Consider the following 24,555-nt stretch of genomic DNA (forward strand, 5'->3'; position numbering starts at 1 on the left):
TTTCTGTTTCCTGAAACTCTCTTTCTTCTTCCTGTCTTCTTTTCTTTCGTTTTTTCCTTCGCTCCCGTCTTTAGAAGTTAGCACTAGAAATCTTTAGGAGTATTTTCTGCTCTGAAGCCTCACAAATGCCTTAAAATAAGGCTTTTTTTATTGCAAAAAAACTTTTCAAAATTCTTTTTTTGTGATATAATAATAGTGTTAGTAGTGCTATCTTTTTTTGAGGAGGGATTCTATGGCATATTTTTTAAAAAAGACAACTTTAAAAGGCAGAACTTATCTTGCGATTTATGACAGTTTTTATAATCCTGAAAAAAATGGGGCAGCCCACAAATGCTACAAATCCCTTGGTTCTGTAGAAACACTGAAAAAGAACGGCATGGAAGATCCAATCTCTTTTTACCAACAAGAAGTAGATCTCTTAAACCAGCAACGAAAAGAAGAAGGTGTCCGCAAAATTTCTGACATTTCCCCAACTCTTTATCTTGGATACTTTCCACTGAAAGCAATCCTTGAGAAATTAAAAATCCAAAAGTATGTGAATTATTTTCATCTTACATATGATTTTCAGTTCGACCTTTATGAATTGATTTCTACATTAGTCTACGCAAGAGGTGTATGCCCATGCAGTAAAAACAGGACATTCCACGATGTGCTTCCCAACCTGTACCATCCGACGCATTATTCCTATGACCAGCTTCTTGATGGCCTTGCCTTTTTGGGAGAAAACTATGAAAAGTTTGTTGAGATCTTTACTGTACAAACTGCGGCTGTTTATGGACTGGATACTTCAAACTCTTACTTTGATTGTACGAATTTCTATTTTGAGATAGACAGGGAAGATGATTTCAGGAAAAAAGGACCGAGCAAAGAAAACAAAAAGGAACCCATCATCGGTCTTGGCCTCCTCCTGGACCGGAACCAGATTCCGGTCGGTATGAAGATGTATCCGGGAAATGAGTCAGAAAAACCCATTCTGCGTGATGTAATCGATGGACTTAAAAACAGGAACAATATCACGGGAAAAACCATCCATGTCGCAGACAAAGGACTGAATTGTGCACAAAACATTGCGTTTTCAAAACAGAACGGGGATGGTTATCTGTTTTCAAAATCTGTAAAAACCCTGCCTTCGACAGAAAAAACCTGGGTATTATTAGAACAGGATTACAAAGATGTCAAAGATAAAAGTGGAAAACTTTTATACCGCTATAAAAGCTGTATTGATACTTTTCCTTATTCCATAGAGTATAACGGAAAAAAACAGACCATTATGCTTACAGAGAAACGCCTGGTCACCTATAATCCTTCCCTTGCTGCAAAAAAAAGATATGAAATAAACCGTCTTGTAGAAAAAGCAAAAGTACTTACCCTGTCACAAGCCAAAAGGAATGACTTTGGAGAAGCAGGAAAATATGTGGATTTCACAGACAAAACAGGAAATAAAGCAAAAACAAGGATGAATCAGGCTGCCATCGATAAGGACCTCGCACTTGCCGGATACAATCTTCTGGTCACATCCGAAACCCAGATGACAGATCAGGATATTTACTGTACTTACCATAATCTGTGGAGGATTGAAGAATCCTTTAAGATTATGAAATCAGACCTGGATGCACGGCCGGTATTTCTCCAAAAAGAAAATACGATTAAAGGCCACTTTTTGATCTGCTATTTAACAGTTCTCTTAGAGAGGATTTTTCAATTTAAGATACTGGATGAAAAATATTCAACTTCAGATATATTTAGGTTCATTAAAGATTTCAGGGTAACAAAAGGCGAACATAAATATATAAACACCACAAGGGATTGTACTTTTATAAATGACCTAGCTGATAAATTTCATCTTCCTTTAACGAATTACTTTCTATCTGAGACTCAAATAAACACTATTTTTAATTATAAACTATAATAACAAACACAGAAGGACTGCCGCTGGCAGTCCTTCCAAACCTTAAAGTTTGCACTATTTTTTAATCTCTGATACCAAAGTCAGGATATATATCATATTATATATCCTACGTTTTTAAAAGTCCATAAAAATCTTGTTCCTTTTTACAAACAAAAGAAGATGTACATCTTTTCTGCACATCTTCTTCTCTCTGTTTATTTCCATTCTTCGATTTCTTCTAAGATCTTTTCTGTTTCCTGAAGCTCTCTTTCTTCTTCCTGTCTTCTTTTCTTTCGTTTTTTCCTTCGCTCCTGTATCTTTCGTCCTCTCACGATCAGGAACGGACATATGATTGCAGTTACACCTGCAAGCACCTGCGATACCGGCCAGCCGGTAAAAAGAAACTCCAATTGATCTGTTCTAAGTCCTTCAATAAAAAACCGTCCCACTCCGTATAAAGACAGATATAATAAAAAGATTTCCCCTTTAAATACTCTTTTTTTATGATACCACACAAGTACGATCAAAATGATCAGACACCAGATGGATTCATACAGAAAGGTCGGATGCACCTGAATGTAAGACATGTCATCAAGCATGACAATATGTGTACGCATCTTCTCCGTAATATCAGACGCTCTGACTGCATCAATCGGAAGCTGCATCGCAAACAGCCCTTTCGTATATTCTCCAAAGGCCTCACGGTTAAAAAAGTTTCCCCAGCGTCCGATCATCTGTCCGGTTACAAGACCAATGCTGATTGTATCAAGAATCAAAGGCGCTGAAATCTTCTGCCGGCCTGCATAGACAATGATAACAATTACCGCTGCAATAATCCCGCCATAAATGGCAAGTCCTCCCTGGCGCAGATTGAAAATACTAAGTAAATGATCTTTGTAATAATCCCACGAGAAAATTACATAATAAATTCTCGCACCGATAATTCCAAAGATGATCCCATAGATTGCCAGATCAAAATAATGTTCTGTATTCTGCTTCGTCTTCTTTGCCTCGGCAACTGCCAGAATAATTCCAAGCAGCATACCGATTCCAATGATGATTCCGTAATATGCGATCTCAAATCCAAATACAGAAACAGACTTTCCCACATGCTGCAAATGGATTCCGAGCTTCGGAAAATGAATCGCATAATTCATAGTACCCCTCCTTTAACACTGCCGTCTGCTCCCATGTGATATCTCCCCTTTGCAGCTCTTATACATTAAATCTGAACAGCATAATATCGCCGTCTTTCACGACATATTCTTTTCCTTCCAATCTTACAAGTCCCTTTTCTCTTGCAGCCGCATAAGTACCGCAGTCGATCAGATCCTGGTATGCCACTACTTCGGCACGGATAAATCCACGTTCAAAATCTGTATGGATCTTTCCGGCTGCCTGCGGCGCCTTCGTTCCATTTTTGATCGTCCATGCCCGCACTTCCGGTTCTCCTGCTGTGAGGTAACTGATTAATCCAAGTAAGTGATAGCTTGCACGGATCAGTTTCTCAAGACCGGATTCGGAAAGTCCAAGCTCCTCAAGGAACATCATTTTCTCATCATCTTCCAGCTCTGCGATTTCCTGTTCAATCTCTGCACAAACTACAAAAACCTCAAATCCTTCTCCCGCTGCATACTCTCTGACTTTTGCAACGCCAGAATTAGAAGCTCCGTCATCTGCAAGGTCATCTTCCTTTACATTCGCAGCAAAGATTACCGGTTTATAAGTCAGAAGATTATATCCGTTCAGCCATTCCTGCTCATCTTCATCATCCGTCTCAAAGCTCTTAGCAAGCCTTCCATCTTCCAGATGTGCTTTGATCCGTTCCAGAAGCGCCAGTTCCTTTGCAGCTGTCTTATCCATTCGTGCGGTCTTCGTTGTCTTTGCGATCCGACGTTCTAAAATCTCGATGTCAGAGAAAATTAATTCCAGATTAATTGTTTCAATATCACGAAGCGGATCAATATTTCCGTCCACATGGATAATATTTTCGTCCTCAAAGCAGCGCACTACATGCACGATAGCATCTACTTCACGGATATTGGCAAGAAACTGGTTCCCAAGTCCCTCTCCTTTTGAAGCTCCCTTTACAAGACCTGCAATATCAACAAATTCAATTGCTGCCGGGATGACTTTCTTTGTATGATACATCTCTGCCAGCACATCTAAACGCTTGTCCGGAACTGTTACTACTCCGACGTTCGGATCGATCGTACAGAACGGATAGTTCGCCGATTCTGCTCCTGCTTTCGTCAATGAGTTAAACAGTGTACTTTTACCTACATTCGGTAACCCTACGATACCTAATTTCATATATATTAAATCTCCTTTATTTTCAATAGTTTTTTGGGTTAGGGAGGTGTGTTCCGCACCAATTCCGCACCAATTTTTCTGAAGCGCACCATTTTTAGCTTGCCAGAGAAGTGTTCTGTTCAAACTGTTTGATGGCATTCGTCAGGGATGCGTCAGTGACATGAACATACCGATCCATGGTAGTTTTAATGCTCGAATGACCGAGCAGCTTTTGCAAGACTTTCGGCATAACTCCGCTTTCAATCGCACGAGTTGCATAGGTGTGTCTCAGAGCGTGCATACAAAAACGTTTGATATTCCCTTCATCGCACAGCTTGTATAGATGAGTGTCATAGGAACTATTTTTTGCCGGCTCTCCAGTACGGAAATTGATGAACACCAAATCTTTCATACAGAGATACTTGGTTTCGCCAGTACGGCGATCCACATATTCCAGAATCTGAGACAGCAATTCTGATTCCTTGCGGGTGTGACGTTCTTCGTAGCACGATTTGAGTATATCGTATGCCCGGTTCGTCAGCGGAATAGTGCGGTAGCTGCTTTTCGACTTTGGAGGACCGGCACGCCATACTTTGGTATTATGCCGATATTCCAGTGTCTTGCTGACGGTCAATGTCCGCTTTTTCCAGTCGATGGAATCCCAAGTCAAGCCAATCATTTCAGAGGTACGCAGACCGGTCTCCAATAACAGCACATATTGCCTGTAATTGTGAGAACGTTTTGCAGTTTCCAGAAAAATTTTCTGTTCCTCCACAGTTAAGAACTTGATGTCATCCACAGCCCGGACAGGCTTCGTATAACGAACACCATCCATAGGATGTTTGGTAAGCATATCATTCATGACTGCTGCCCGAAACATCGTTCCCATTGCAATATATGCCTGTCTGATGGTAGAACCCGCATAGGTTGCTTCCATCCGATTTAGAACGATTTTACAATGCATGGGTTTGACATCGCACATACGCATATTTCCGATGACCGGCTGTATGTTCATTTGATACCGTTCCCTGTAATTCCTTTTGGTATTGGGAGCCAGATCAGCAATCAGATTTGTGATCCAAAACTCAAACCAGTTATCTACCGTCATTTCGGAGGAAGGGTTATGAACATTGTGCTTATCTTCGTACTGCGCATCGGCAAGCCAGTTGCGGGCTTCCGGAAGCGTGTCAAAGTGCTTTTCCTTGCGTGAACCATCCTTTGCAGTATATCTTGCGGCGTACTTACCATCTTTTCTCTGGCAGATACCCTTGCCACATTCTTTGCCTTTTAAGTTTTTGCCCATATAATGAACTCCTTTCCTTAGAGTAGGAAACGTGAGCTCATCACGACACTCTACTCTAACATAAAAACGTTATTTTTTCAATAGATTCCGGCGTTTTTGGTGCGCACCAAAAACATAAACTTGATATTTTCAAATGGTACGCACCAGTGCCAGCTACTTTTATTGTTAAATTGCAACTCGTCCTTCGATAAATTCCTCAAAAGCCTTGCGTTTTACCAGTTTCTTCGTTCCGACATACAGAACAAAAGGACAATTAGGTTGTTTCAGCATCTCGTCAATTTTGTTAATTCCGATATTGCTGTATTCTGCCGCTTCACGAATGGAAAGCAGCATTTTACGATCAATAGGCAGGGTCATTGCCTGCTGGTTCTGATTTATCATAGGCAGTTATCCTCCATACATGAAAATAGCCAGACAGAGGGTGTCGGCAACGAAGTCCGGCAACGGGCTTCAAAAGACCTTGCAAACAATCTCAATCTGGCGATGGTTACTATTTATACTTTTCTTTTATTTTTCTGTTGTTTTGGTTGTTATAAGGGAGAAAAGCCCGCAGTTATGGGATTTTCCCCGGCAACCGGCTCGGCAACGGGATAGCAACAGGGGGTGCAACGGGCTGTCATTTTCAGAATGGAAGCTCCATCTGTTCTGTGACCTCCACAAAACCGTCCATCGTTTTTTCAGACGGGTTGCCGGAGTCCGTTGCCGGGTTTTCACGCTCCCAGCCCTTTTGTCTGCCGTATTCGGAAAACATTCTTGGATTCGGGAAGTACCGCCAGCCGGAAATGCACTGGTTCATTATCTCGTTGATTTCCCGGATTTCCCATTGCTTCGGTTCGTCAAAGGCATGGTTCAAGGCTTCCTTGTAGAGCTGCTTGGAGCAGACCATGCTCCCGGTGTACTTATCAAGATACGCCTGTATCATTCCGGCTTTGGTGTCCTCCGGCATAAAGTCCCGCTGGTGTTCTTTGAGATACTGCTGCATGGCGGGGCTGAAAGCCAGCTTGAACCTGCCGCTTCGGTAAATCTCCATCGCTTCCGCCCACATCTGCTCGATATAGGCTCTGGAAGCAGCTTCGTCCTCCAAAATGTGAACCTCGGCTTGCTCCGGGTACACCATGACGGGGATAAAGCGGCGGTTGCCGGAACGGTCAAGGGGCAGGAAGTCAAGGGCATTGGAAGTGCCGCCAAACACGCACTGACGGGGGCGGTCTGCCGGGTGGGTTTCATAAGGTATCTTGTAGACCTCTTTCTGCCGGCTTAAAAACGACTTGATTTCCTCAATGCTCTTGGCGTTGGCGGTTGCCATCATTTCTGACATTTCAATAATCCAGTGACCTTGCAGCTTGCGGTACACATTGTCATCGTCCAGCTTCCACAAATCATCGGAGAACCACTCGTCCCGGATTGCCAGCAGACGGAAGAAGGTGGACTTGCCAGCCCCCTGACCGCCTACCAGACAGAGCATGATTTCAAATTTGCACCCCGGCTGAAAGGCTCGTGAGATTGCACCCAGCAGGAACAGCTTCAACGCTTCATAGGTGTAATCGTCTGCGTCAGCCCCCAGAAAGTGCCGCAGGCAGAAACGGATTCGTTCTGTCCCGTCCCACACAAGGGTATTGAGATAGTCCCGGATGGGATGGTACTTGTTTTCATTCGCCACAATCCCGATGGCATTATCAATCTTTTTCTCATTGGTAAGCCCGTAGGTTTCTTCCAGATAGAGAAGCAGATACTTCATGTCCGTATCGTTCAGGGCGGTGCTTTCCCTTTGAAAACCGATGGGCTTTATGATGTCCTTGCGGTCGGTCAGGATGTTGTATGCAATAGCCCCGGAAAGCAGCGGGTCACGCTGGAATACGGTCAGGCAGTTCCGTATGCTCTGACGGACACCGCCTTTCTCGGTAGTTTCCAGCCCCGCCTTGATTTCCTCAACGCTCTGTGGCGGCTGCATGGCGTTCATGGTGTTTTTTAGTTCTTGCTGCGTCTGCGGCTGCAAGCTCTGCCATTCGCTGTTCAAGCTGTATCACATCCTTTCCGTAGTCCGTAATCAAAGCCGCTTTTTCCTCTGTCTCCCCGAACAGCAGCATATCCAGCAGATATTCCACTTGGTCTTGCTTCTGTAAGGCTTCCACAAACCGGGGATGAAAGGCTTCCTCAGGGGAGTGCGGGGCGTAGTCCGTTCTCCATGCCCGGAGCAGGTGGAGATAGTCGGCAAGAATACGAAAGCAGCGGCTCTTTGCTTCCTGAAACTGTTCCTCCGGGGATTTCTGCCGGGGCTTGGGCTTTTTTGCCTTTCCCGGCGGCTTCCAGTCCTCATAGGAAAGCCCGAAGTCCTGTGCTAGTTGTACGGCGGCTTCTTTCTTTCCCAGCCCATACAGGGCGGCGACAAAATCAATCACATCCCCATCCGCACCGCAGCCGAAGCAGTGGTAACGCTGATCCAGCTTCATGCTTGGGGTTTTATCGTTATGGAACGGGCAGCAAGCCATCCCGTTCCTGTTTACATGGATTCCATAATGCTCCGCAGCCTGTCTTGTTGCGACGGACTGCTTTACAGCTTCAAATACATTCAAATCTATCCCTCCTTGAAAATAAGAAAAGCACCTGACATTCTCTGATTGAAAATGGCAAGTGCCTGTTAAAGTTCCATATCCTGTTGTTTGTGTTTCTTCTGTGCCGGGACAGTTCTTTGTGCTTTTTTCTCGTCAGCCTTATCCTGCAAGACTTCTTTGATGGGCTGCTTCTTGGGCGGCTCTTTGCTTTCCTCTGTGCCGGGTGTGGCTTTCCGTACCCAGTAGCGGATGTCCCGAAGCTTCTTCAAATCAGCCTGCACCTCGGTCAGCGATACTTTCAGCTCTGCGATTTCGCTGAGAAGCGTTTCCTGCTCCTCTTGCAGCTCCTCTTGGGTACTGTCCTTATCGTCCGGGTGCTTGGCAAGGTAAGCGGCGGCTTTCGCATACCGGGCAACCTCCGGGTGTTCCTGTTTGAATTTCTCCTTTGTTTTCTTAAAAAATATCTTCTGGTACTTCTCATAGACAGGCTTATATTCCTTGCAGTCTGTCCGGCTGGCAAGAATCCCGTCAATCACTTTGCTTCGGGTTTCCTTTGGCTTCATCTGATTGCGGTAAGCGGCGGCTGATTTCCCGGACGCTTCCAAAAACGCTTCTAAGTCCTCCACAGTGGAAAGCCCCTTTTGCCGGAGATAGGACAGGGCTTCGCTGACTGCCTTTAAGTCCTGTGAAGTCCCCCGGTTCTGTCCAGCCCTCGTCCAGTCCTTCCGTTCTTCCTTTCGTATCTCCATATACTTCATCAGCAGATTGGGAAGAAGTGTCGCTTCCTCCGCCGCTTTTTGTGCAAGCAGCTCCTTCCGTTTTTCTCCCAGCTCGGTAATCCAGCCTTTGAGGTTTTGGATAAGTTGCCGGATGGACTTCATCAGGCGGTTGGCGGCTCTGATTTCTCGGTTCAGGTTGCCGATATTCGTCTGGATACCACGCTTTTCCATCTGCCGGACAGCAGCCCCCTCATGGACAGTAGGGATAATATCAAGCCCCTGTCTGGCATAGGAACGCAAGTCCACACGCTCCGGGCGGTCATTAGCTTCCAGATAGCGGTTCTGGATGACCTCCCATTCATGCCGCCAGATTTCACAATACTTCTGGTCGTTCCAGTCAACCGTATCCTCCTTGTGGCTTTTCCACCTGCCGGATGGCAGCTTTATCCGTTCCCCGTTTTCATCAAGGTCATAAACCTTGCGGCTCTTGGGAAGCCATTTCCCATGTTCGTCCATTGCTCGCATCGTCAGCAGGATATGGGCGTGGGGATTGTGTCCCGGCGGATGGGGGTCATGGATGGCAAAGTCAGCAATCATGCCTTTGGACACAAACTGCTGCTCACAAAACTCCCGCACAAGGACAGCGTACTGGTCAGGCGGTATCTCTCTGGGAATGGTAAGCACCCACCGCCTTGCAAGCTGGGAGTTCCATTGTTTTTCCACCGCTTCGGCGGCGTTCCATAAAGTATTGCGGTCTGCATACGACCGTGGGGCATTAGGTGGGAGCAGGATTTCATTGTGGACGATCCCACGCTTTTCCGGGTAGTGCTTCACTTGCTGGTCGTATTCACAAAACAGCTTTTCGCCGCTTTGGTAAGCAGCGGCGGCAACCGCAGACTGCCGTTGGCTGCGCTGAACAATCGTGATTTCATTGTGTGGACAGGGCATTTCGTGTCCCTCCTTTCGGTAATTGGTGGATGGGGTGGCGTTTTACCACCTCATTTTGGGCAGAAAAAAAGCAGGAGACCTTTTTTCAGATTTCCTGCTCGGTGTGCCGCTGTATGGGTGGCGGGTATTTAGTTGTAAAGGTTCGGGGCAAGTTGACCCGATGTGTGTGGAATAGCAAACGGAAAGTTATTCATCAAAACTATTATAAACTGGTATTCCTAAAATCCTTATCTTCAACCCATCATTGTAACCTGTTTCTGATTCTAAATCTAACTGATGATATTTCGTAATGTCATACAAAATTGCCCTATAATGAACACTACCTCCATCCTTATATCTTATAGGAACAGGTATCAAAAGCACAAGTAAAACAATAACTGCAATAATAATTTTTGGTCTATTTTTCATTTACTTTATCTCCCGTATAATTTCAAATTTATTGCTGACTTCATTATACTTCACTGCCCATCGAAAAGATAGCATATTTTATGAAACTTGTCGGCTGGGAACGGCTTGCAACGCAAGGTGTCCCCAGATGGCAAGTCCACAAAAGGGTAGCTGGCGACAGCCAGCGCAGGGGTGCAAAACGTCCGGTGGACGTTTGCCCTGCACCGACCGAAGCGGAGCGGAGACGGTGTAGCGTCCCCTGTTTGATTTGGAGCAGACCATGACTGCGGAAAATCACAGCCCTCCGGCGAGGAGCCTTCGGAGAACGCAATGCACCAACCTCTGGGTGGTGTATAATTGCGCCCTTAGTAAACTAAGGGGTTTCCGGCTTCTCCCGTTTCAACAGTTTTTTCAATAGTTCCTGCGTGTCCTGCCTGTGAAAAATGAGTTTCAACAACAGCATGACATCATCATCTGTCAGGCGTTCCGGCTCTTGCAGAAAACTTTCCAGCATACCGCCACGGGTACAGAGCCGGTGTGTCCGTTCCTTTCGGGTAAGCTGCTTTAGCTGGTGCTGCAATGCCTTTTCATCATTGATGGCTTTCCGCAGTTTCTTTTCGCTTTTCTCCAGCTCCCGGTTGAGCTTTTCCAGCTTTGAGGTATCAGGCAAGGGCAGCGTCCTCCTTTCCCGGTATCAGCACATAAATCCTATTCGGTTCTCCCACGCCCTGACGCACCCGCATGATAAGTCCGGCGGTTTCCAGTTCATTCAAAGAACGCTTGACCGTCATGGGGCTGCGGGACAGGACTGCGGCAATGGCTGTGACAGGGAAGCAGACAAACAGGATTCCGTTCTCGTCCTCCTGCCCTTTGGATAGCATAGCGTCCAGCATCCGGCAGTACATGACCTTTGCTGTGCTGCTGACTGGAAATCCTGTCAACGCTCTGGGAAATGGCATACAGGGCGGCAAGGGTGTGTCTATCGTCATAAATTCAAAATTCATTCGGTGTGTTCCTCCTTTTTTTTGGCTCGTTTGGATAAATAACGGGGGCAGTCAACCACAACCGCCCGGAAGCTCTGCTTGCACCCATGCTGGCATTTCCGGCATAATTCGTTGTAAGTGACATGCCCCCGGTCATTGAGGTAAAAGGAAAGCTCATGCTTCCTCTTTTTGCTCATTCTCGGCATATTGCGTTTCCTCCCGTTTTAGTGTATGGTTTCGGGGCGATTTTCGGCAAAATTACAGCCATAGAGCCGCTTAAAATCTCCCGAAGTATCAGCGATAGGGTAGACTATCCCCCTATCAGATTGTCGTGTTTCGGTATCATTTCGGTTTCAGTTTGCCAGTTCTCCCGGTGTCGTTCCTCCCCTGAATCTCACAGCGGCGTATCGCTCCCTTTGGTACGCTCGTTTTGGTCAGGGTTCCTCCACATCCCTGCCAAAAGTCATGGCACTACATCGCCGGGGAAGCATATCCCACACAGGCTGGTCATTCGATTGGAATAATCCATCGATGAACTACTTGTATCATAGAACATTTTTGTGCCCTGTGCCGTATGTCCACAAAGTAGGAATTAAGGGTAAAAATCAGAAATTTCCACGATTGCGGAAAGTGTGATATAATCCAGATAAGCGGCAGCAATGAAACCGTTGGAAAGGAGTGTGCGCCCATGAAAGGAGCAACAAGTATACAGGAACGCCTTTGGGAACTCCGCAAGGACAAAGGCTTAAATCTGGAAGAACTATCAAAGCTGACGGGTATTTCTAAATCAGCCCTTGGCAGTTATGAAAAAGAAGATTTTAAGGAAATCAATCATGGAAACCTCATCACGCTGGCAGACTTCTATGGAGTTTCCATTGATTATTTGCTGTGCCGGACAGAGAACCGGGAGCAGATCAACACGCCATTGACGGAGCTGCATTTGAATGATGAGATGGTTGCACTTCTAAAAAGCGGTCGGATTAACAACCGTCTGCTCTGTGAGCTTGCCACACATAAAGATTTTATCAAGTTTCTTGCAGACATTGAGATTTATGTGGACGGGATTGCTACCATGCAGATTCAAAACCTCAATGCCCTTGTCGATACCGTCCGGCATGAAATCATTGAACGGTATCGTCCAGGCGAAGATGACCCGCATTTGAAAGTGCTGCAAGCCGCCCATATCAGCGATGATGAGTATTTCAGTCACATGGTTCTGGATGACCTCAACCTCATTATCCGGGATATTCGGGAAGCCCACAAAAAGGACAGTGAGAGTGCGCCCCAGACCACTGTTGCCGATGAACTGAAAGAAAATCTGGAAGCGGTCGAAAATTTCAAGGGCAGCCGTTTGGAAAAACTGGCACTTCTTTACTGCAAGCAGCTCGGTATCAACTATAAAAATTTATCGGAAGAAGAATTTCGCTGGCTCATTCGGATTCTGCAAAAATCAAAGAAAATGGGGACGCCTATCAGCCAGAGGAAAAAACGGTAACAAAAAACCGCTGTTGCATGGTTTGTTGGCTTCCATGTAGCAGCGGTTTGTGTTGTGGCTATTCAGTTGAACTTTCAGAACGACAAGCTGAAAGTTATCTGATAGAAAAATCGTTATTCCTCTTTTACTTGTATCCATTGAACATATGCCCACTGGATTTTTTCACTGTCAATAGTGTGATCGTCAATAGGTGTTCCACATTCTTGATATAGATAAAAATCGGGAATACTATCCAACTCAGTGTAAGCATACATCTTACAGCCTTCAAGTCCTGTACCATTTGCTTGTGTCTCAGTTAATTTACCCATATAAGTATAGCCCTCTGGAAGTTCATCTACTGGCATATCGGGAGCCACATACTTTTGACCTGCCATGTCAATCATTGGCGGCAAATCTATTTCTGGCTTAGTTTCACAACCAGATAAAGTGAATAACATAATTATCCCTAACGCTAATAAGATTCTCTTCATAAAAATCACACACTTTCTAACTTCCGATTCATGTACTTAAACTTGTAGGTTCTTTAATATCCATAGGTCATCAGTTTCCATTGCCCACCTTCAGAACGAGCTAACCACCATTGCCAATCGGTATATTCTTCATCTGGGTTGAATCCGCTGCCACCATTCAACGGAGAATGGAAGTTACTTTTAAACATAATACATTGTGTAAAAGTTTCTTCTACATCAGTCGCTTTTCCCATTTCGTTCATCCATGCAATATTGGATTCGCTGCATTCCTCATCGGTTGAATATGAAATACTGTGTAACTCACATCCATCCCAAGTGCTGAATTCCTTTTTAATCAATTCTATCGCTGCATCCATTTCTGCTTTTGTATAAATGGACGAAGTTCCATAATCAATCTTTATATTTGTGGTATCAGCACCCAAATTTCGTATGATTTCTAACGCAATCTTTCCAGCCATATCTCTGTCAGATGTGTTCTTAGGGGATTTTCCGTAAATAGCAAAATGAAACTCTTTATATGTCCAATCTATCATGAATATATCTCCGGTTTCATTAACTTTCATATAAGGGAAAATATATTCATCGTCTGCGGTTTGTGCTGTCCATTTAATTTTAGTAGAATCTATAAAGGTTTCATTAGGAAGAGATAGATTTTTCCTTTCACTGGCAACAAAAGTACATACTCCGACATTTTCTAATTCAAACTTAATTTCTAATTCATCTTCATTGGATTTCGTTACTATAACATTTGATGTAATTGACATCTCATCCAACACTTCTTTTGGATTTCCAAATTCTTTTGCATTTACTATCTCAGTCTGTCTGAAATCTAAATCTCCAAACTCTGCTGGTACGGAATATACCGTTCCGTCCTGCAAATAAATTTCTTTTATAATTCTAAACCAGCCTTCGTGGAGTTCTCCGTATAGCCATGCAAAATCTATATCTATAAATCGGTATTCTCCTGGCTCTAATTCATAGGAAATATAATTAAAACCATAGTCCTCCGATAATACCGGAAGCTTTTCCCAAATGCCGTCATGAAGAACCTCCATCGTAAATGCTTCACCATAATGTATCGTTTCATTGCTGACATTCGTAAGCTTAAGCTCAAGACTGTCAGAAGTCCATAATTTTATTCCTGCTGTTACATAATCAAGATATTCTGTACTTTCTTCCTTTTTCGTTTCCTCTGCTTCAAAGAGTGCGAAACCGGAATCGTATTTTACATATAGTTTTTGAGGTTCTGACGGTTTCCAGTAGATTTCCTGACCTATGTTTAAGTGGGTTCCACAGAAATCTTCCGTGGGAAATTCCAAATTATTCACAAAAACCACCTGACCTAAAAGTTCCCAGTTTTCCTCTTTTGGAAGGTCAAAGCCTGTGGCATTATACAGATACAGAACGCCGTCATAAAAAAGAGAGAGCCGTTGTACCTCTTCGGAAGCATAACCTGTAGGAGTAAGAACGCTTGATTCTGGCGCCGTCTTTTGGGCAGTCTGACAGCCGACCAGAAGCAAGCAGGAAAGACCTAAAATCATAAATAATTTTTTGCTTATCATAGTACCGCCTTTCTGCTTTTTTGTTCTAAAACAACATTCCTGTTATTATTATAAAGGAATTATTATCTGAATACCATGAAGATTTTCTTATATTTTCTTACAAATCTTATTTGCCATAATCATTCTACCATACCGTTATGAATAAATAATCTCATCATGGTTTCAATTTGCTCATGTTAGCAATCATATTCTAACAGTGTAAGCCAGGGTGATTAATATATCCGGAATCTAACCTTAATTTTGAAAACATAGAACTTAGACAACCAATAAAGACGCTTCTTTCAAAAACAAATCCCCGCTGGATGTTCCAGTGGGGATCTATATAGCTTTAAATCAATCAAACGATGTTTGTGAATGCCGTAGATATAGTTTTTAATTCGCCATTGAAAATAATCTGTCGTGATGAACTCGTTTCCCAAAATATTGTTTTCCCATTTGCCGCACCAATTCCGCACCAATTTGTCATGAAACTATATGTAAATACATGAATTTATATAACGGCAGAGTACGAAAATATGGGATTTATCAAGGTTTATAGAGGAATATTGAGATATGAAATAGGCATTTAACTAACGATACCTAATTTCATCTATCTTTACCTATTTCAGAAATGTCTTTTGGAAACATTTCTGCCTTTCTTTAATGAGTTTAACGCAATTACAAAGTATAGCACAAATACCCTGCTTTTTCAATCTTATCCAATAAATATAAGAACCTGTAACAATGTGTAAAACTGTGTAACAATCAAGTAATATCGTTTCTGCTAATCTCTTGTCTCAATCAGTACCATGACGCCTTCGTCATACGTAATCACCGCTTCTTTTTCTGCAATCTGATTACTGATACAGAGGCTGTCCTGCGGATAAAGTGTATGATTTGTCAAAGGATATTTTGCCCCTCTGATCGTCAGCCCATGAATCACTCCACTCAAAGAAAATAAAGAAAAATATGGTCCGTAAGACTCGCTTTTCTTCAAATGCATCTCCTGTCCGATAATCCTGATTTTATTATGTTCATCTAAGATGACTGCTTCAGCGCCCGCCTGTTTCGCCGCTACAAGCGTCTGAACATTCCCCCACAGATGGTCTACCCTTGTTCCGGTCGCTCCAAGCAGTATGATATCATCACACCCAAGTTCCAGCGCGAGCCTTAGTCCGATTTCCGTATCTGAGGCATCTTTTTCCGGTTTGAATTCCCGGATAGGAATCTCTGTTTCTGATCGGTAATATGTAAGCACTTCCGGAGCGATACTATCAAAATCTCCGACAATCTGCGTTGGAATGACACCATTCTCATACAGCCAGCAAAGCCCTCTGTCTACTCCGATCAGCTCTGCATAAGGTTCTTCCAACACTGCTTTTGCCAGATTATCATACATACTTCCACCACTGATAATGACCGCGCGCTTACTCATGACTTCTCAAGATCTCCATAAATTTCTTTGTATTTTCTTCCGTTGCTTTAAATACCGCAGAGCCTGCTACGATTACATTCGCCCCTGCTTCCAGAACTGTTTCCACATTATCTGTTCCGATTCCGCCGTCTACCTGAATATCAAGTTCCAGCTCTTTTTCTTCTGCCATCTTTCTTACAGCTCTTACTTTGTCTAACGCTTCCGGCATAAATTTTTGTCCGCCAAATCCAGGCTCCACACTCATAACCAGAACCATATCTATCTGGTCAAGCAGCGGTTCCAGAACGCTGACCGGTGTAGCCGGTTTCACAGAAACGCCAACTTTTACCCCTGCTTCCCGTATCTTTGCGATAGTTTCTCTTACATTTTCACAAGCTTCGTAATGGATCGTAATCAAGTCTGCTCCCGCCTCTGCAAATGCGTCAATATAACGGATCGGCTCTGTAATCATCAAATGAACATCCATTACCTGTGTCGTTGCTTTGTGAATTGATTTCAACACCGGAATTCCAAACGAAATGTTCGGCACAAATATTCCATCCATCACATCAAAATGAATGTATTGCGCTCCGCACTCCTCTGTAATACGCATTTCTTCTCCAAGACGTGTAAAATCTGCTGATAAAATAGATGGTGCTAATATATTTTTCATAGCTAATACCTCTTCCTCTCTTTTAATTCCTGATAAAGTTCCTGATAACTCTCATACCGCTTCGGATGAATGATACCCTTTTCGACAGCCGCCTTTACTGCACAATCCGGTTCATGAATGTGGTCGCATCCTTGAAATCTGCACACCTCTTCGCAATTTTGAAATTCCGGAAAAAATTCTTTGAGTTCTTCCTTCTCAAAATCATTTGTATAGAGGGAACTAAATCCAGGAGTATCCATGATGTATGTTTCCCGATCAATCTCAATTAACTCCGAATGTCTTGTTGTATGTTTTCCACGCTCAATCTTCTCACTGATACTGCCGGTTTCCATGCTGACATTGCTCTGCAGTGTGTTGATCAGCGAAGATTTCCCTACTCCTGACGGTCCTGCAATGGCAGTTGTCTTCCCTCTAAGAAGCTCCTGAATTTCTTTTACATTCTCCTGTGTAAATGCACTGACAAATACAATCGGATATCCTGTTCCTTTATAAATCTCATACAGCTCTTGTATTTCCTTTTCTCCTGCCAGATCTTTTTTATTAAAACAAAGTACAACCGGAATCTGGCTGCGCTCCATCATCACAAGAAACCGATCAAGAAGATTTAGATGCGGCTTCGGCTTTGTCACTGCGAACACGACCAACGCCTGATCAATATTAGCTACTGCCGGACGTATCAATTCATTTTTCCGTTCCAGTATTTCTGTAATATTCCCTTTTCTCTCTGCCTCATCTAAGATATCGATTTCTACATTATCTCCAACAAGCGGTTTTCTTTTTTCTTTTCGGAAGGCTCCCTTTGCCTTGCACTCATAAACAATGGATTCTACTACATTGACGTAGTAGAATCCTGCAATTCCTTTTATAATCTTTCCCTGCATATATGCTCCTGTTACTCTGTCATTCCATCTCCAGTTCCCTGATCAGGATCAATCGGACCCGGATCCGGTATCTCAGGTGTTTTGGGACCATTGCTTATATAGATGGTAATGGTTGCTCCTTCTTCTACTTCCTGCCCAACACCCGGATCACAGGAAATAACGATTCCAGCCTCCTCATTACTGTCCTGCCATACTTCTTTATACTTCAGTCCCATATTTAAAAGTGCATTCTTGGCATTTCCAACAGAGTTACCAACGATGTTCGGAACTGTTGGCTTCGGTTTTGGTTCCTCACCCTGACTGACAGTAATATTCACTGCTGTTCCTTTATCTACTTTTGTTCCCTCTGATATAGACTGTGCAATGACTGTTCCCGCCGGCTCACTGCTGTATTCCTGTGATACTTCTCCGATACTCAGTTCCTTTTCGCTTAAAAGTTTTGCAGCAGTTTCCTGATCTTTTCCTTTCAGCGCCGGAACTGCAACCTGATCTTTTCCTTTGCTGACATACAGTGTAATCTTGCTGTCCTTTGCCACCTCTTCATTTCCTGCTGGATCCGTTTTGATGACCTTTCCATTCTCTACACTGTTGTCAAAAACAAGCTTCGGCGTAATATTACTTTCTGCAAATCCTACACTGACAAGCATACTGATTGCATCTTCTGTTGTATAGCCGGAAACTTCCGGTACAATTGCTTTTTCTTTTTTTAATCCAGAACTAACTGTCAAAACAATCCTTGTGTTTTTCTTTACCTTTTTTCCCGCTTTTACATCCGTCTTAATGACATAGCCTTTTTCATATTTTTCTGACTCTTCTGTCTTAACCGGTGTCTGGTAGCCGAGTCCCTCTGCATTAAGCATCTTGATTGCTTCTTCCTGCTTCTTTCCGATGATATTTGGCATCTTTACCATATCTTCTTCTTTTTCAACAACCGTCTTTCCTGAGTCAAATTTCAGAAGTCCCATAGCGCGTGCGCCAATAAATACAAGAACGAATACAATAATTGCCGCCACAACTCCGGTAAGAATCTTCAGAACTTTTGTCATTCCCGGATTCACATCTTCGTCGTCTTTGCGTCCGCCCTTCCCGGAACGTCCTTTTTTCCCATAGGAGTATGTATCATCCTCATCATACCCGTGATCATAATCATCTTCATCATAGTCATCATCGTAATCCTGATCATAATCTCCGTCGTCTTGATGATCGTACTCATCTTCATAAGAACCCGTATCATAATATCCGGTATCAGAAGAATATGAGCCTGTATCGTAATTTGCCGCAGCTTCTCTTCTGGCACGCTCAATATCAATAGAGGATGCCATCATCGTATCTCCAAGATTATCTGCTGTCGGAATTACAACGAAATTCCCGTTTGGGTCCACAAGCGAACGTTTCAGATCTGCAATCAATGCTGTCATATTCGGGTAACGGCAGTTCGGATTCTTCTGAGTACATTTCATAATAATCTGTTCCAGACTTCTCGGCATTCCGATTGCAATGCTGGACGGTGGGATGATTTCTTCATTTAAGTGCTTTACTGCAACTGCAACTGCCGAATCTCCATCAAACGGCACCTGTCCTGTTACCATCTCATAAAGTGTGATTCCAAGGGAATAAATGTCGCTTTTAGCGTCACTGATACCGCCTCTGGCCTGTTCCGGAGACGTATAGTGAACGGAACCTAAAATATTCGTACTCACCGTCTGAGAAGTAGCTGCCTTAGCAATACCAAAATCAGTTACTTTTACTTTTCCTTCTTTGGAAATAATGACATTCTGCGGCTTAATATCTCTGTGGATAATCTGATTCTGATGTGCCGCGTCAATTCCTGCACAGATCTGAATCGCAATGCTGATAACTTCTTTTGCAGAAAGCCGCCCTTTCTTCTCAATGTAATCCTTCAGCGTAATTCCTTCTACCAATTCCATGACAATGAAGTATAAACCTCTGTCAACGCCAACATCATATACATTCACAACATTCGGGTGCATCAATCCAGCTGCGGACTGTGCTTCTGTTTGAAATTTCTTTACAAATGTATCGTCCTCGCGGAACTGTCTCTTCAGCACTTTAATCGCCACATAACGGTTCAGCTTTTCATCTTTTCCTCTGTAGACATCAGCCATACCGCCCGCGCCGATCCTGTCGAGTACAACGTAGCGTTTCGCTAATACAACACCTTCTTTAATCATAAACTCACCTCTGCCCCACCTGCAAACGGTTCAACAACAACGACCCCGATGTTGTCCTTTCCCCCATTATCGTTCGCACGTGCTATTAATTTCTCTACCGCATCTACAACATCTCTGCGAGACTGTACGATGCGGAACAATTCATCATTTTCCACCATATTGCTGAGCCCGTCTGTACACATCAATATAACGTCATCCTTTTTCAAATGATATTCAAAGAAGTCGATTTCAACTTCTTCCTTTCCCCCAATTGCTCTCGTAATAATGTTCTTATCCCTGTGAAATCTTGCTTCTTCCGGCTTAATCCCGCCAAGACGCACCATTTCTTCCACAAGAGAATGATCTCTTGACAGCTGCTTAATTTCCTGATTGATCAAATACAGCCGACTGTCACCAATATTGGCAAAATACAGTGTATGCTCGATTACAGTAGCTGCCACAAGCGTTGTACCCATTCCCTCCAGCTTCACGTCTTTTGCCGCTGCTTCCATCAGCTTATGGTTCACTGTCTGGATTGCCTTTCGCATAACTGCCTCCGGTCCATCCTCTTTGCTGTTTTCAATCTCCTGCTTCAGTGTCTCTACTGTATATCTGGATGCAAAATCTCCGGCCTTATGACCGCCCATTCCGTCTGCCACAACGAACAGGTTCGGAATATTTCCAACCGGCGTGGTAGACACATATACATAATCCTGATTCACTTCCCGCTTTTTTCCGACATCTGTCATTGAAAATGCTTTCATTAATGAATCCTCCCGAATCTATGCTAATCCTTCGTGTAACGTCTTCTTAACTGTCCACAGGCTCCATCAATATCAGAACCCATTTCTCTTCTTATAGTAACATTTAATTTTTCTTTTTCAAGCCTATTTTTAAAATTCAGCGCACTTTCCCTTGTCGGCCGAACATAATCCCGTTCCTTGATCGGATTGACCGGAATCAGATTCAAATGACAGTTTCGATGTCCAAGAAGCGCGATTAATTCTTTGGCATCTTCTTCTGTATCGTTTACTCCGTGCACAAGACTGTATTCAAACGTCATCCTCCGGCCTGTGTTCTCGAAATATTCATCACAGGCCTCCATCACTTCTGAAAGCTCATATTTATTCGCCACCGGCATCAATTTCCTGCGTTTCTCCTGCGTAGCCCCGTGCAAGGACAGCGCCAGCGTAATCTGCAGATTTTCTTTTGCAAGCCGTTTCATATTCGGTACGATCCCGCATGTAGACAGCGTAATATTTCTCTGGCTGATGTGAAGACCATTCTCATCACTTAACATATGTATAAATTTAACCATATTTTCGTAATTATCAAGTGGTTCTCCGGTTCCCATAACAACCACATTCGATACTCGCTCTCCTGTCAGACGCTGAATCGCATAAATCTGTCCGAGCATTTCAGAAGGCGCAAGATTTCTCACAAGTCCTCCGATTGTAGACGCACAGAACCGACATCCCATCCGGCAGCCTACCTGGGAAGAAATGCATACAGAATTGCCATGCTTATAGCGCATCAGAACACTTTCAACCATATTTCCATCAGAAAGACAAAACAAAAATTTATTCGTTCCATCCAATTTTGAAATCTGCCGTTCCTCTAACTCAACCTTTGGAATTACATAGGAATGAGAAAGTTTTTCTCTTAACGGCTTTGACAGGTTCGTCATCTCCTCAAAGGAATCTGCCAGTTTCACATGCAGCCACTCATAGATCTGCTTACTCCGAAATGCTTTTTCTCCAATGAATTCCATTTCTTTTTTTAATTCTGCAAGTGTGAATGACCTGATATCCTTTTGTTCCATGTTCTACTCCTTTTTTTGAAATGCTGAAATAAAAAATCCATCACTTTTATGTATGCCCGGCAGAAGCTTCAGCATATTTCCTTCAACTGCTGATTTTAAGCTGTCACAAACTGCCTCTGAAAGTGAAACCGGAAGAAATTCCGGCGCAGCTTCCAGAAACCAGCTTACATTCTCTTCATTTTCTTCTCTGTTCAGCGTACAAGTGCTGTAGATTAATTTCCCTCCCGGTTTTACATATGTCCGGACTACTGTCAAAATCTCTCTTTGCAGCTTTACAAGCTCTTTTTGCATTTCCTGTGTAATATTGTATTTTAAATCTGTCTTTTTTCCAAGCACGCCAAGTCCGGAACATGGAAGATCTGCAATTACAATATCTGCTCTTCCTTCCGATTCCAAAACCGGCACAGTTGCATCCTGGCAGGAAACAGTTACGTTTTCAAAGCCAAGACGCATTACATTTTCTTCAATCAGTTCTGTTTTATAAGCGGTCAGATCTCTTGCTTCCACAAGTCCTGTCCCTTCCAGTTTTTCTGCCATGTGAAGCGCTTTTCCTCCCGGCGCCGCACACACATCGATTACATGGTCTCCCTTTTTCGGTGCTGCAATCTCTGTCACAAGCATGGAACTCAGATCCTGAACTTGAAATGCACCATCCTGAAAGCTCTTAAGGCTTCCGAGATAGTCAAATCCGCTAATCCAATATGCATAAGGCAGATATGGATGTGGTTTCACATTCACGCCTTCTTCCTGAAGCAGCTCTGCAAGTTTCTCAGGTGTCTGCTTCTGAAGATTACACCGGATTGTCAGCGGTTTTTCTTTCTGAAAATCTCCAAATATCTTTTCTGTGATTTCACGTCCATACTGTTTCAGGAATTGTTCTGTCATCCACTCCGGAATGGAATAGCGGACAGAAAGATAAGTCACTGCATCTTTCTCATCCGGCCATTTTACCTGATCTTTATTCCGTCCCACAGTTCTTAATACACCATTGACGAAACCTTTCAGATTCCGGAAGCCTTTCTTTACAGCAAGTTTTACCGCCTCATTGCAGACTGCAGAATCCGGAACGCTGTCCATATAACACATCTGATATACAGCGCTTCTTAAAATCATCCGGATGACCGGTTTCATTTTGTTTACTTTTACACTGGAAAACTGATTCAGAATATAATCAATCTCTATCATATGTTCGAGCGTTCCCTCTGTCACTCTTGTAATAAATGCACGCTCCCGTTTCTCCAGGTACTGGTATTTCCCAAGCGTATTCTGAAGCGCCACATGACTTTTTACATGGTCCCGCATAATTTCAAGAAGAATTTCCAGCACAAGTTCTCTCTCATTGATTTCTTTAGTCATTGTCCCTTCTTCCTCCTGTCAGGAGCAGAATTCTGAGAAGCTGCAAAATAGCTCCTGCCGCTCCAGCCACATAAGTAAGGGCTGCCGCTCCAAGTACTTTCTTTGCAGCTCCTAGTTCATCTTCCGCAAGCATTCCCGTAGAACCTAAAATCCGGATTGCGCGACCGGATGCATTGAACTCTACCGGAAGTGTTATAATCTGAAAAAGCACTGCCATAGAAAACGCAAGAATCCCGATATTGATCAGCCAGGAAGCACTTTCTCCTCTAATAAATAGGCCCATTACGATTAACGGCCACGCAATTGCAGAACCAAAGTTTGCCACCGGAACAAGCGCCCCGCGAATCGTAAGCGGTGCATAGCTGCCGGCATGTTGAAGTGCATGACCACACTCATGTGCGGCAACTCCTACTGCTGCCACAGAGGTTGATCCATAAGTCGCATCCGAAAGTCGAAGCACTTTTCTTCTTGGATCATAATGGTCTGTCAGCTGTCCCGAAACATGTTCTACCCGAACATCATAAATACCTGCCTGTCTAAGTATACGCTCTGCTGCCTCACGCCCGGTCAGCCCTGCCCGGTTCTGAATATACGAATACTTCGCATAAGTCGATTTTACTTTCGCCGATGCAAGAAGACTGAGCACTACACCGATGAAAACTAAAATATACGTTGGATCAAAATACATTGGATAATAAAACATACTGTTCCCTCCTAATTACAATGTGCTCCCCCAAGCATCATTCCTTCTGCAATTTGGTATCCCCGCATAAACGAAGCGCTGTCCATACGTTTCTTTCCCGGGATCTGAAGTTCCTGAATCAGAAGGCTTCCCTTTCCTGTCTGCACTTCAAATCCTTCTTTTGTAACTTTTACTACAGTGCCCGGTGCTTTCCCGGACGCTGTGTCTGTCACATCTGCCGCCCAGATTTTCATAACCTTTCCATCCCATTGTGTATAAGCACTTGGCCAGGAATTGAGCCCGCGGATCAGCTGTTCAATTGCTTTGGCATCCTGTGTCCAGTCAATTTCTCCCATTTTCTTATCCAGCATCTTCGCATATGCCGTTGGAGAATCTCCCTGTTTCTCCGGAACAATTGTATGCTCCTCAAGTCCCTTTAACGTCTCAACACAGAGTGCTGCTCCCGCTGCCGCCAGCTTGTCATGAAGACTCTCTCCTGTTTCTTTCGGTTCCAGCGCAACCTCTGTTTTCAGCAGCATATCTCCTGTATCCAGCCCTTCATCCATCTGCATCGTTGTAACTCCGCTGACTGTCTCGCCATTAATAACCGCCCACTGGATCGGAGCCGCACCGCGATACTTCGGAAGAAGAGAAGCATGCACATTCACGCAGCCATATGGCGTCAGTTCCAGTATCTCTTTCGGAAGAATCTGGCCAAATGCAATTACAACCATAATATCTGCTTCGTATTTCTTCAGTTCTTCAATACATTCTGCATTGCGGATTCTCTTCGGCTGATAAACCGGAATCCCATGTTTCTCTGCTGCAATCTTTACCGGAGTAAACTGCATTTCTTTTCCTCGTCCCTTTGGTTTGTCCGGCTGTGTGACCGCCAACACCACTTCATGCCCTGCCGCTACAAGCGCTTCCAGTGTTCCAACAGAGAACTCCGGTGTTCCCATAAATATTACTCTCATT

At 43.8% G+C, this 24,555-nt stretch carries 24 protein-coding genes; 2 read left to right on the forward strand and 22 right to left on the reverse strand.

Annotated elements, in window-relative coordinates:
* The first annotated feature begins 232 nt into the window (after positions 1 to 232).
* Complete coding sequence (locus KFE17_06235; GenBank protein ID QUO33323.1) at positions 233 to 1,909, forward strand: IS1634 family transposase; 1,677 nt, start codon at positions 233 to 235, stop codon at positions 1,907 to 1,909.
* A 194-nt stretch (positions 1,910 to 2,103) separates the two neighbouring features.
* Here KFE17_06235 and lgt read toward each other — a convergent pair whose 3' ends face one another.
* The 11 genes from lgt to KFE17_06290 all read right to left on the reverse strand — a co-directional run bounded on the left by lgt (position 2,104) and on the right by KFE17_06290 (position 11,278).
* Positions 2,104 to 3,045, reverse strand: coding sequence for a prolipoprotein diacylglyceryl transferase (gene lgt / locus KFE17_06240; protein ID QUO33324.1), 942 nt, complete (start codon positions 3,043 to 3,045; stop codon positions 2,104 to 2,106).
* A 58-nt stretch (positions 3,046 to 3,103) separates the two neighbouring features.
* Positions 3,104 to 4,201, reverse strand: a complete 1,098-nt coding sequence (gene ychF / locus KFE17_06245) for a redox-regulated ATPase YchF (GenBank protein QUO33325.1) — start codon at positions 4,199 to 4,201, stop codon at positions 3,104 to 3,106.
* 94 nt (positions 4,202 to 4,295) lie between these two features.
* Positions 4,296 to 5,483, reverse strand: coding sequence for a site-specific integrase (locus KFE17_06250; GenBank protein QUO33326.1), 1,188 nt, complete (start codon positions 5,481 to 5,483; stop codon positions 4,296 to 4,298).
* A 165-nt stretch (positions 5,484 to 5,648) separates the two neighbouring features.
* The gene (locus tag KFE17_06255; protein QUO33327.1) at positions 5,649 to 5,864 is read right to left on the reverse strand and encodes a DNA-binding protein; all 216 of its coding nucleotides are present in this window, start codon (positions 5,862 to 5,864) and stop codon (positions 5,649 to 5,651) included.
* 241 nt (positions 5,865 to 6,105) lie between these two features.
* On the reverse strand, positions 6,106 to 7,443 hold the full coding sequence (locus KFE17_06260) for a virulence-associated protein E (protein ID QUO33647.1): 1,338 nt from the start codon (positions 7,441 to 7,443) through the stop codon (positions 6,106 to 6,108).
* Positions 7,412 to 8,056, reverse strand: a complete 645-nt coding sequence (locus KFE17_06265; protein QUO33328.1) for a DNA primase — start codon at positions 8,054 to 8,056, stop codon at positions 7,412 to 7,414. Before KFE17_06265 ends, KFE17_06260 begins: the two co-directional genes overlap by 32 nt.
* A gap of 65 nt (positions 8,057 to 8,121) precedes the next feature.
* A complete protein-coding gene (locus tag KFE17_06270; GenBank protein QUO33329.1) occupies positions 8,122 to 9,702 on the reverse strand; it encodes a MobA/MobL family protein in 1,581 nt (526 codons plus the stop codon).
* Positions 9,703 to 9,888: 186 nt separating this feature from the next.
* Positions 9,889 to 10,110: a hypothetical protein gene (locus KFE17_06275; protein ID QUO33330.1), complete on the reverse strand. Its 222-nt coding sequence runs from the start codon at positions 10,108 to 10,110 to the stop codon at positions 9,889 to 9,891.
* 352 nt (positions 10,111 to 10,462) lie between these two features.
* Positions 10,463 to 10,759, reverse strand: coding sequence for a DUF3847 domain-containing protein (locus tag KFE17_06280; protein ID QUO33331.1), 297 nt, complete (start codon positions 10,757 to 10,759; stop codon positions 10,463 to 10,465).
* The gene (locus KFE17_06285) at positions 10,752 to 11,093 is read right to left on the reverse strand and encodes a DeoR family transcriptional regulator (GenBank protein QUO33332.1); all 342 of its coding nucleotides are present in this window, start codon (positions 11,091 to 11,093) and stop codon (positions 10,752 to 10,754) included. Before KFE17_06285 ends, KFE17_06280 begins: the two co-directional genes overlap by 8 nt.
* Positions 11,090 to 11,278, reverse strand: coding sequence for a hypothetical protein (locus KFE17_06290; protein QUO33333.1), 189 nt, complete (start codon positions 11,276 to 11,278; stop codon positions 11,090 to 11,092). Before KFE17_06290 ends, KFE17_06285 begins: the two co-directional genes overlap by 4 nt.
* A gap of 482 nt (positions 11,279 to 11,760) precedes the next feature.
* Between KFE17_06290 and KFE17_06295 the strand changes: the two genes are divergently transcribed.
* Positions 11,761 to 12,567 carry a helix-turn-helix transcriptional regulator gene (locus KFE17_06295; GenBank protein QUO33334.1) on the forward strand — a complete coding sequence of 269 codons (807 nt, stop codon included), beginning with the start codon at positions 11,761 to 11,763 and terminating at the stop codon, positions 12,565 to 12,567.
* A 113-nt stretch (positions 12,568 to 12,680) separates the two neighbouring features.
* Here the strand turns inward: KFE17_06295 and KFE17_06300 are convergent, their stop codons facing one another.
* The 11 genes from KFE17_06300 to fmt all read right to left on the reverse strand — a co-directional run bounded on the left by KFE17_06300 (position 12,681) and on the right by fmt (position 24,554).
* On the reverse strand, positions 12,681 to 13,037 hold the full coding sequence (locus KFE17_06300) for a hypothetical protein (GenBank protein ID QUO33335.1): 357 nt from the start codon (positions 13,035 to 13,037) through the stop codon (positions 12,681 to 12,683).
* Positions 13,038 to 13,090: 53 nt separating this feature from the next.
* Positions 13,091 to 13,459, reverse strand: coding sequence for a hypothetical protein (locus KFE17_06305; GenBank protein ID QUO33648.1), 369 nt, complete (start codon positions 13,457 to 13,459; stop codon positions 13,091 to 13,093).
* 1,903 nt (positions 13,460 to 15,362) lie between these two features.
* On the reverse strand, positions 15,363 to 16,013 hold the full coding sequence (locus tag KFE17_06310) for a thiamine diphosphokinase (GenBank protein ID QUO33336.1): 651 nt from the start codon (positions 16,011 to 16,013) through the stop codon (positions 15,363 to 15,365).
* Positions 16,006 to 16,665, reverse strand: a complete 660-nt coding sequence (gene rpe, locus KFE17_06315) for a ribulose-phosphate 3-epimerase (GenBank protein QUO33337.1) — start codon at positions 16,663 to 16,665, stop codon at positions 16,006 to 16,008. Before rpe ends, KFE17_06310 begins: the two co-directional genes overlap by 8 nt.
* Positions 16,666 to 16,667: 2 nt before the next feature.
* Positions 16,668 to 17,546: a ribosome small subunit-dependent GTPase A gene (rsgA, locus tag KFE17_06320; GenBank protein ID QUO33338.1), complete on the reverse strand. Its 879-nt coding sequence runs from the start codon at positions 17,544 to 17,546 to the stop codon at positions 16,668 to 16,670.
* Between the two features lie 11 nt (positions 17,547 to 17,557).
* Positions 17,558 to 19,738 carry a Stk1 family PASTA domain-containing Ser/Thr kinase gene (pknB, locus tag KFE17_06325; GenBank protein ID QUO33339.1) on the reverse strand — a complete coding sequence of 727 codons (2,181 nt, stop codon included), beginning with the start codon at positions 19,736 to 19,738 and terminating at the stop codon, positions 17,558 to 17,560.
* Entirely contained in the window at positions 19,735 to 20,481 is a 747-nt protein-coding gene (locus KFE17_06330) for a Stp1/IreP family PP2C-type Ser/Thr phosphatase (GenBank protein ID QUO33340.1), read from the reverse strand. The genes pknB and KFE17_06330 overlap by 4 nt, the downstream gene beginning before the upstream one ends.
* A 23-nt stretch (positions 20,482 to 20,504) precedes the next feature.
* Positions 20,505 to 21,539 (reverse strand): 23S rRNA (adenine(2503)-C(2))-methyltransferase RlmN, encoded by a 1,035-nt coding sequence (gene rlmN / locus KFE17_06335; GenBank protein QUO33341.1) that lies wholly within the window; start codon positions 21,537 to 21,539, stop codon positions 20,505 to 20,507.
* 3 nt (positions 21,540 to 21,542) lie between these two features.
* On the reverse strand, positions 21,543 to 22,895 hold the full coding sequence (gene rsmB / locus KFE17_06340) for a 16S rRNA (cytosine(967)-C(5))-methyltransferase RsmB (protein QUO33342.1): 1,353 nt from the start codon (positions 22,893 to 22,895) through the stop codon (positions 21,543 to 21,545).
* Positions 22,888 to 23,598, reverse strand: a complete 711-nt coding sequence (locus KFE17_06345; GenBank protein ID QUO33343.1) for a zinc metallopeptidase — start codon at positions 23,596 to 23,598, stop codon at positions 22,888 to 22,890. The genes rsmB and KFE17_06345 overlap by 8 nt, the downstream gene beginning before the upstream one ends.
* Before the next feature lie 11 nt (positions 23,599 to 23,609).
* A complete protein-coding gene (fmt, locus tag KFE17_06350) occupies positions 23,610 to 24,554 on the reverse strand; it encodes a methionyl-tRNA formyltransferase (protein ID QUO33344.1) in 945 nt (314 codons plus the stop codon).
* Position 24,555 lies beyond the last annotated feature (1 nt).

This window comes from Faecalicatena sp. Marseille-Q4148, assembly GCA_018228665.1.
Lineage (GTDB): Bacteria > Bacillota > Clostridia > Lachnospirales > Lachnospiraceae > UBA9414.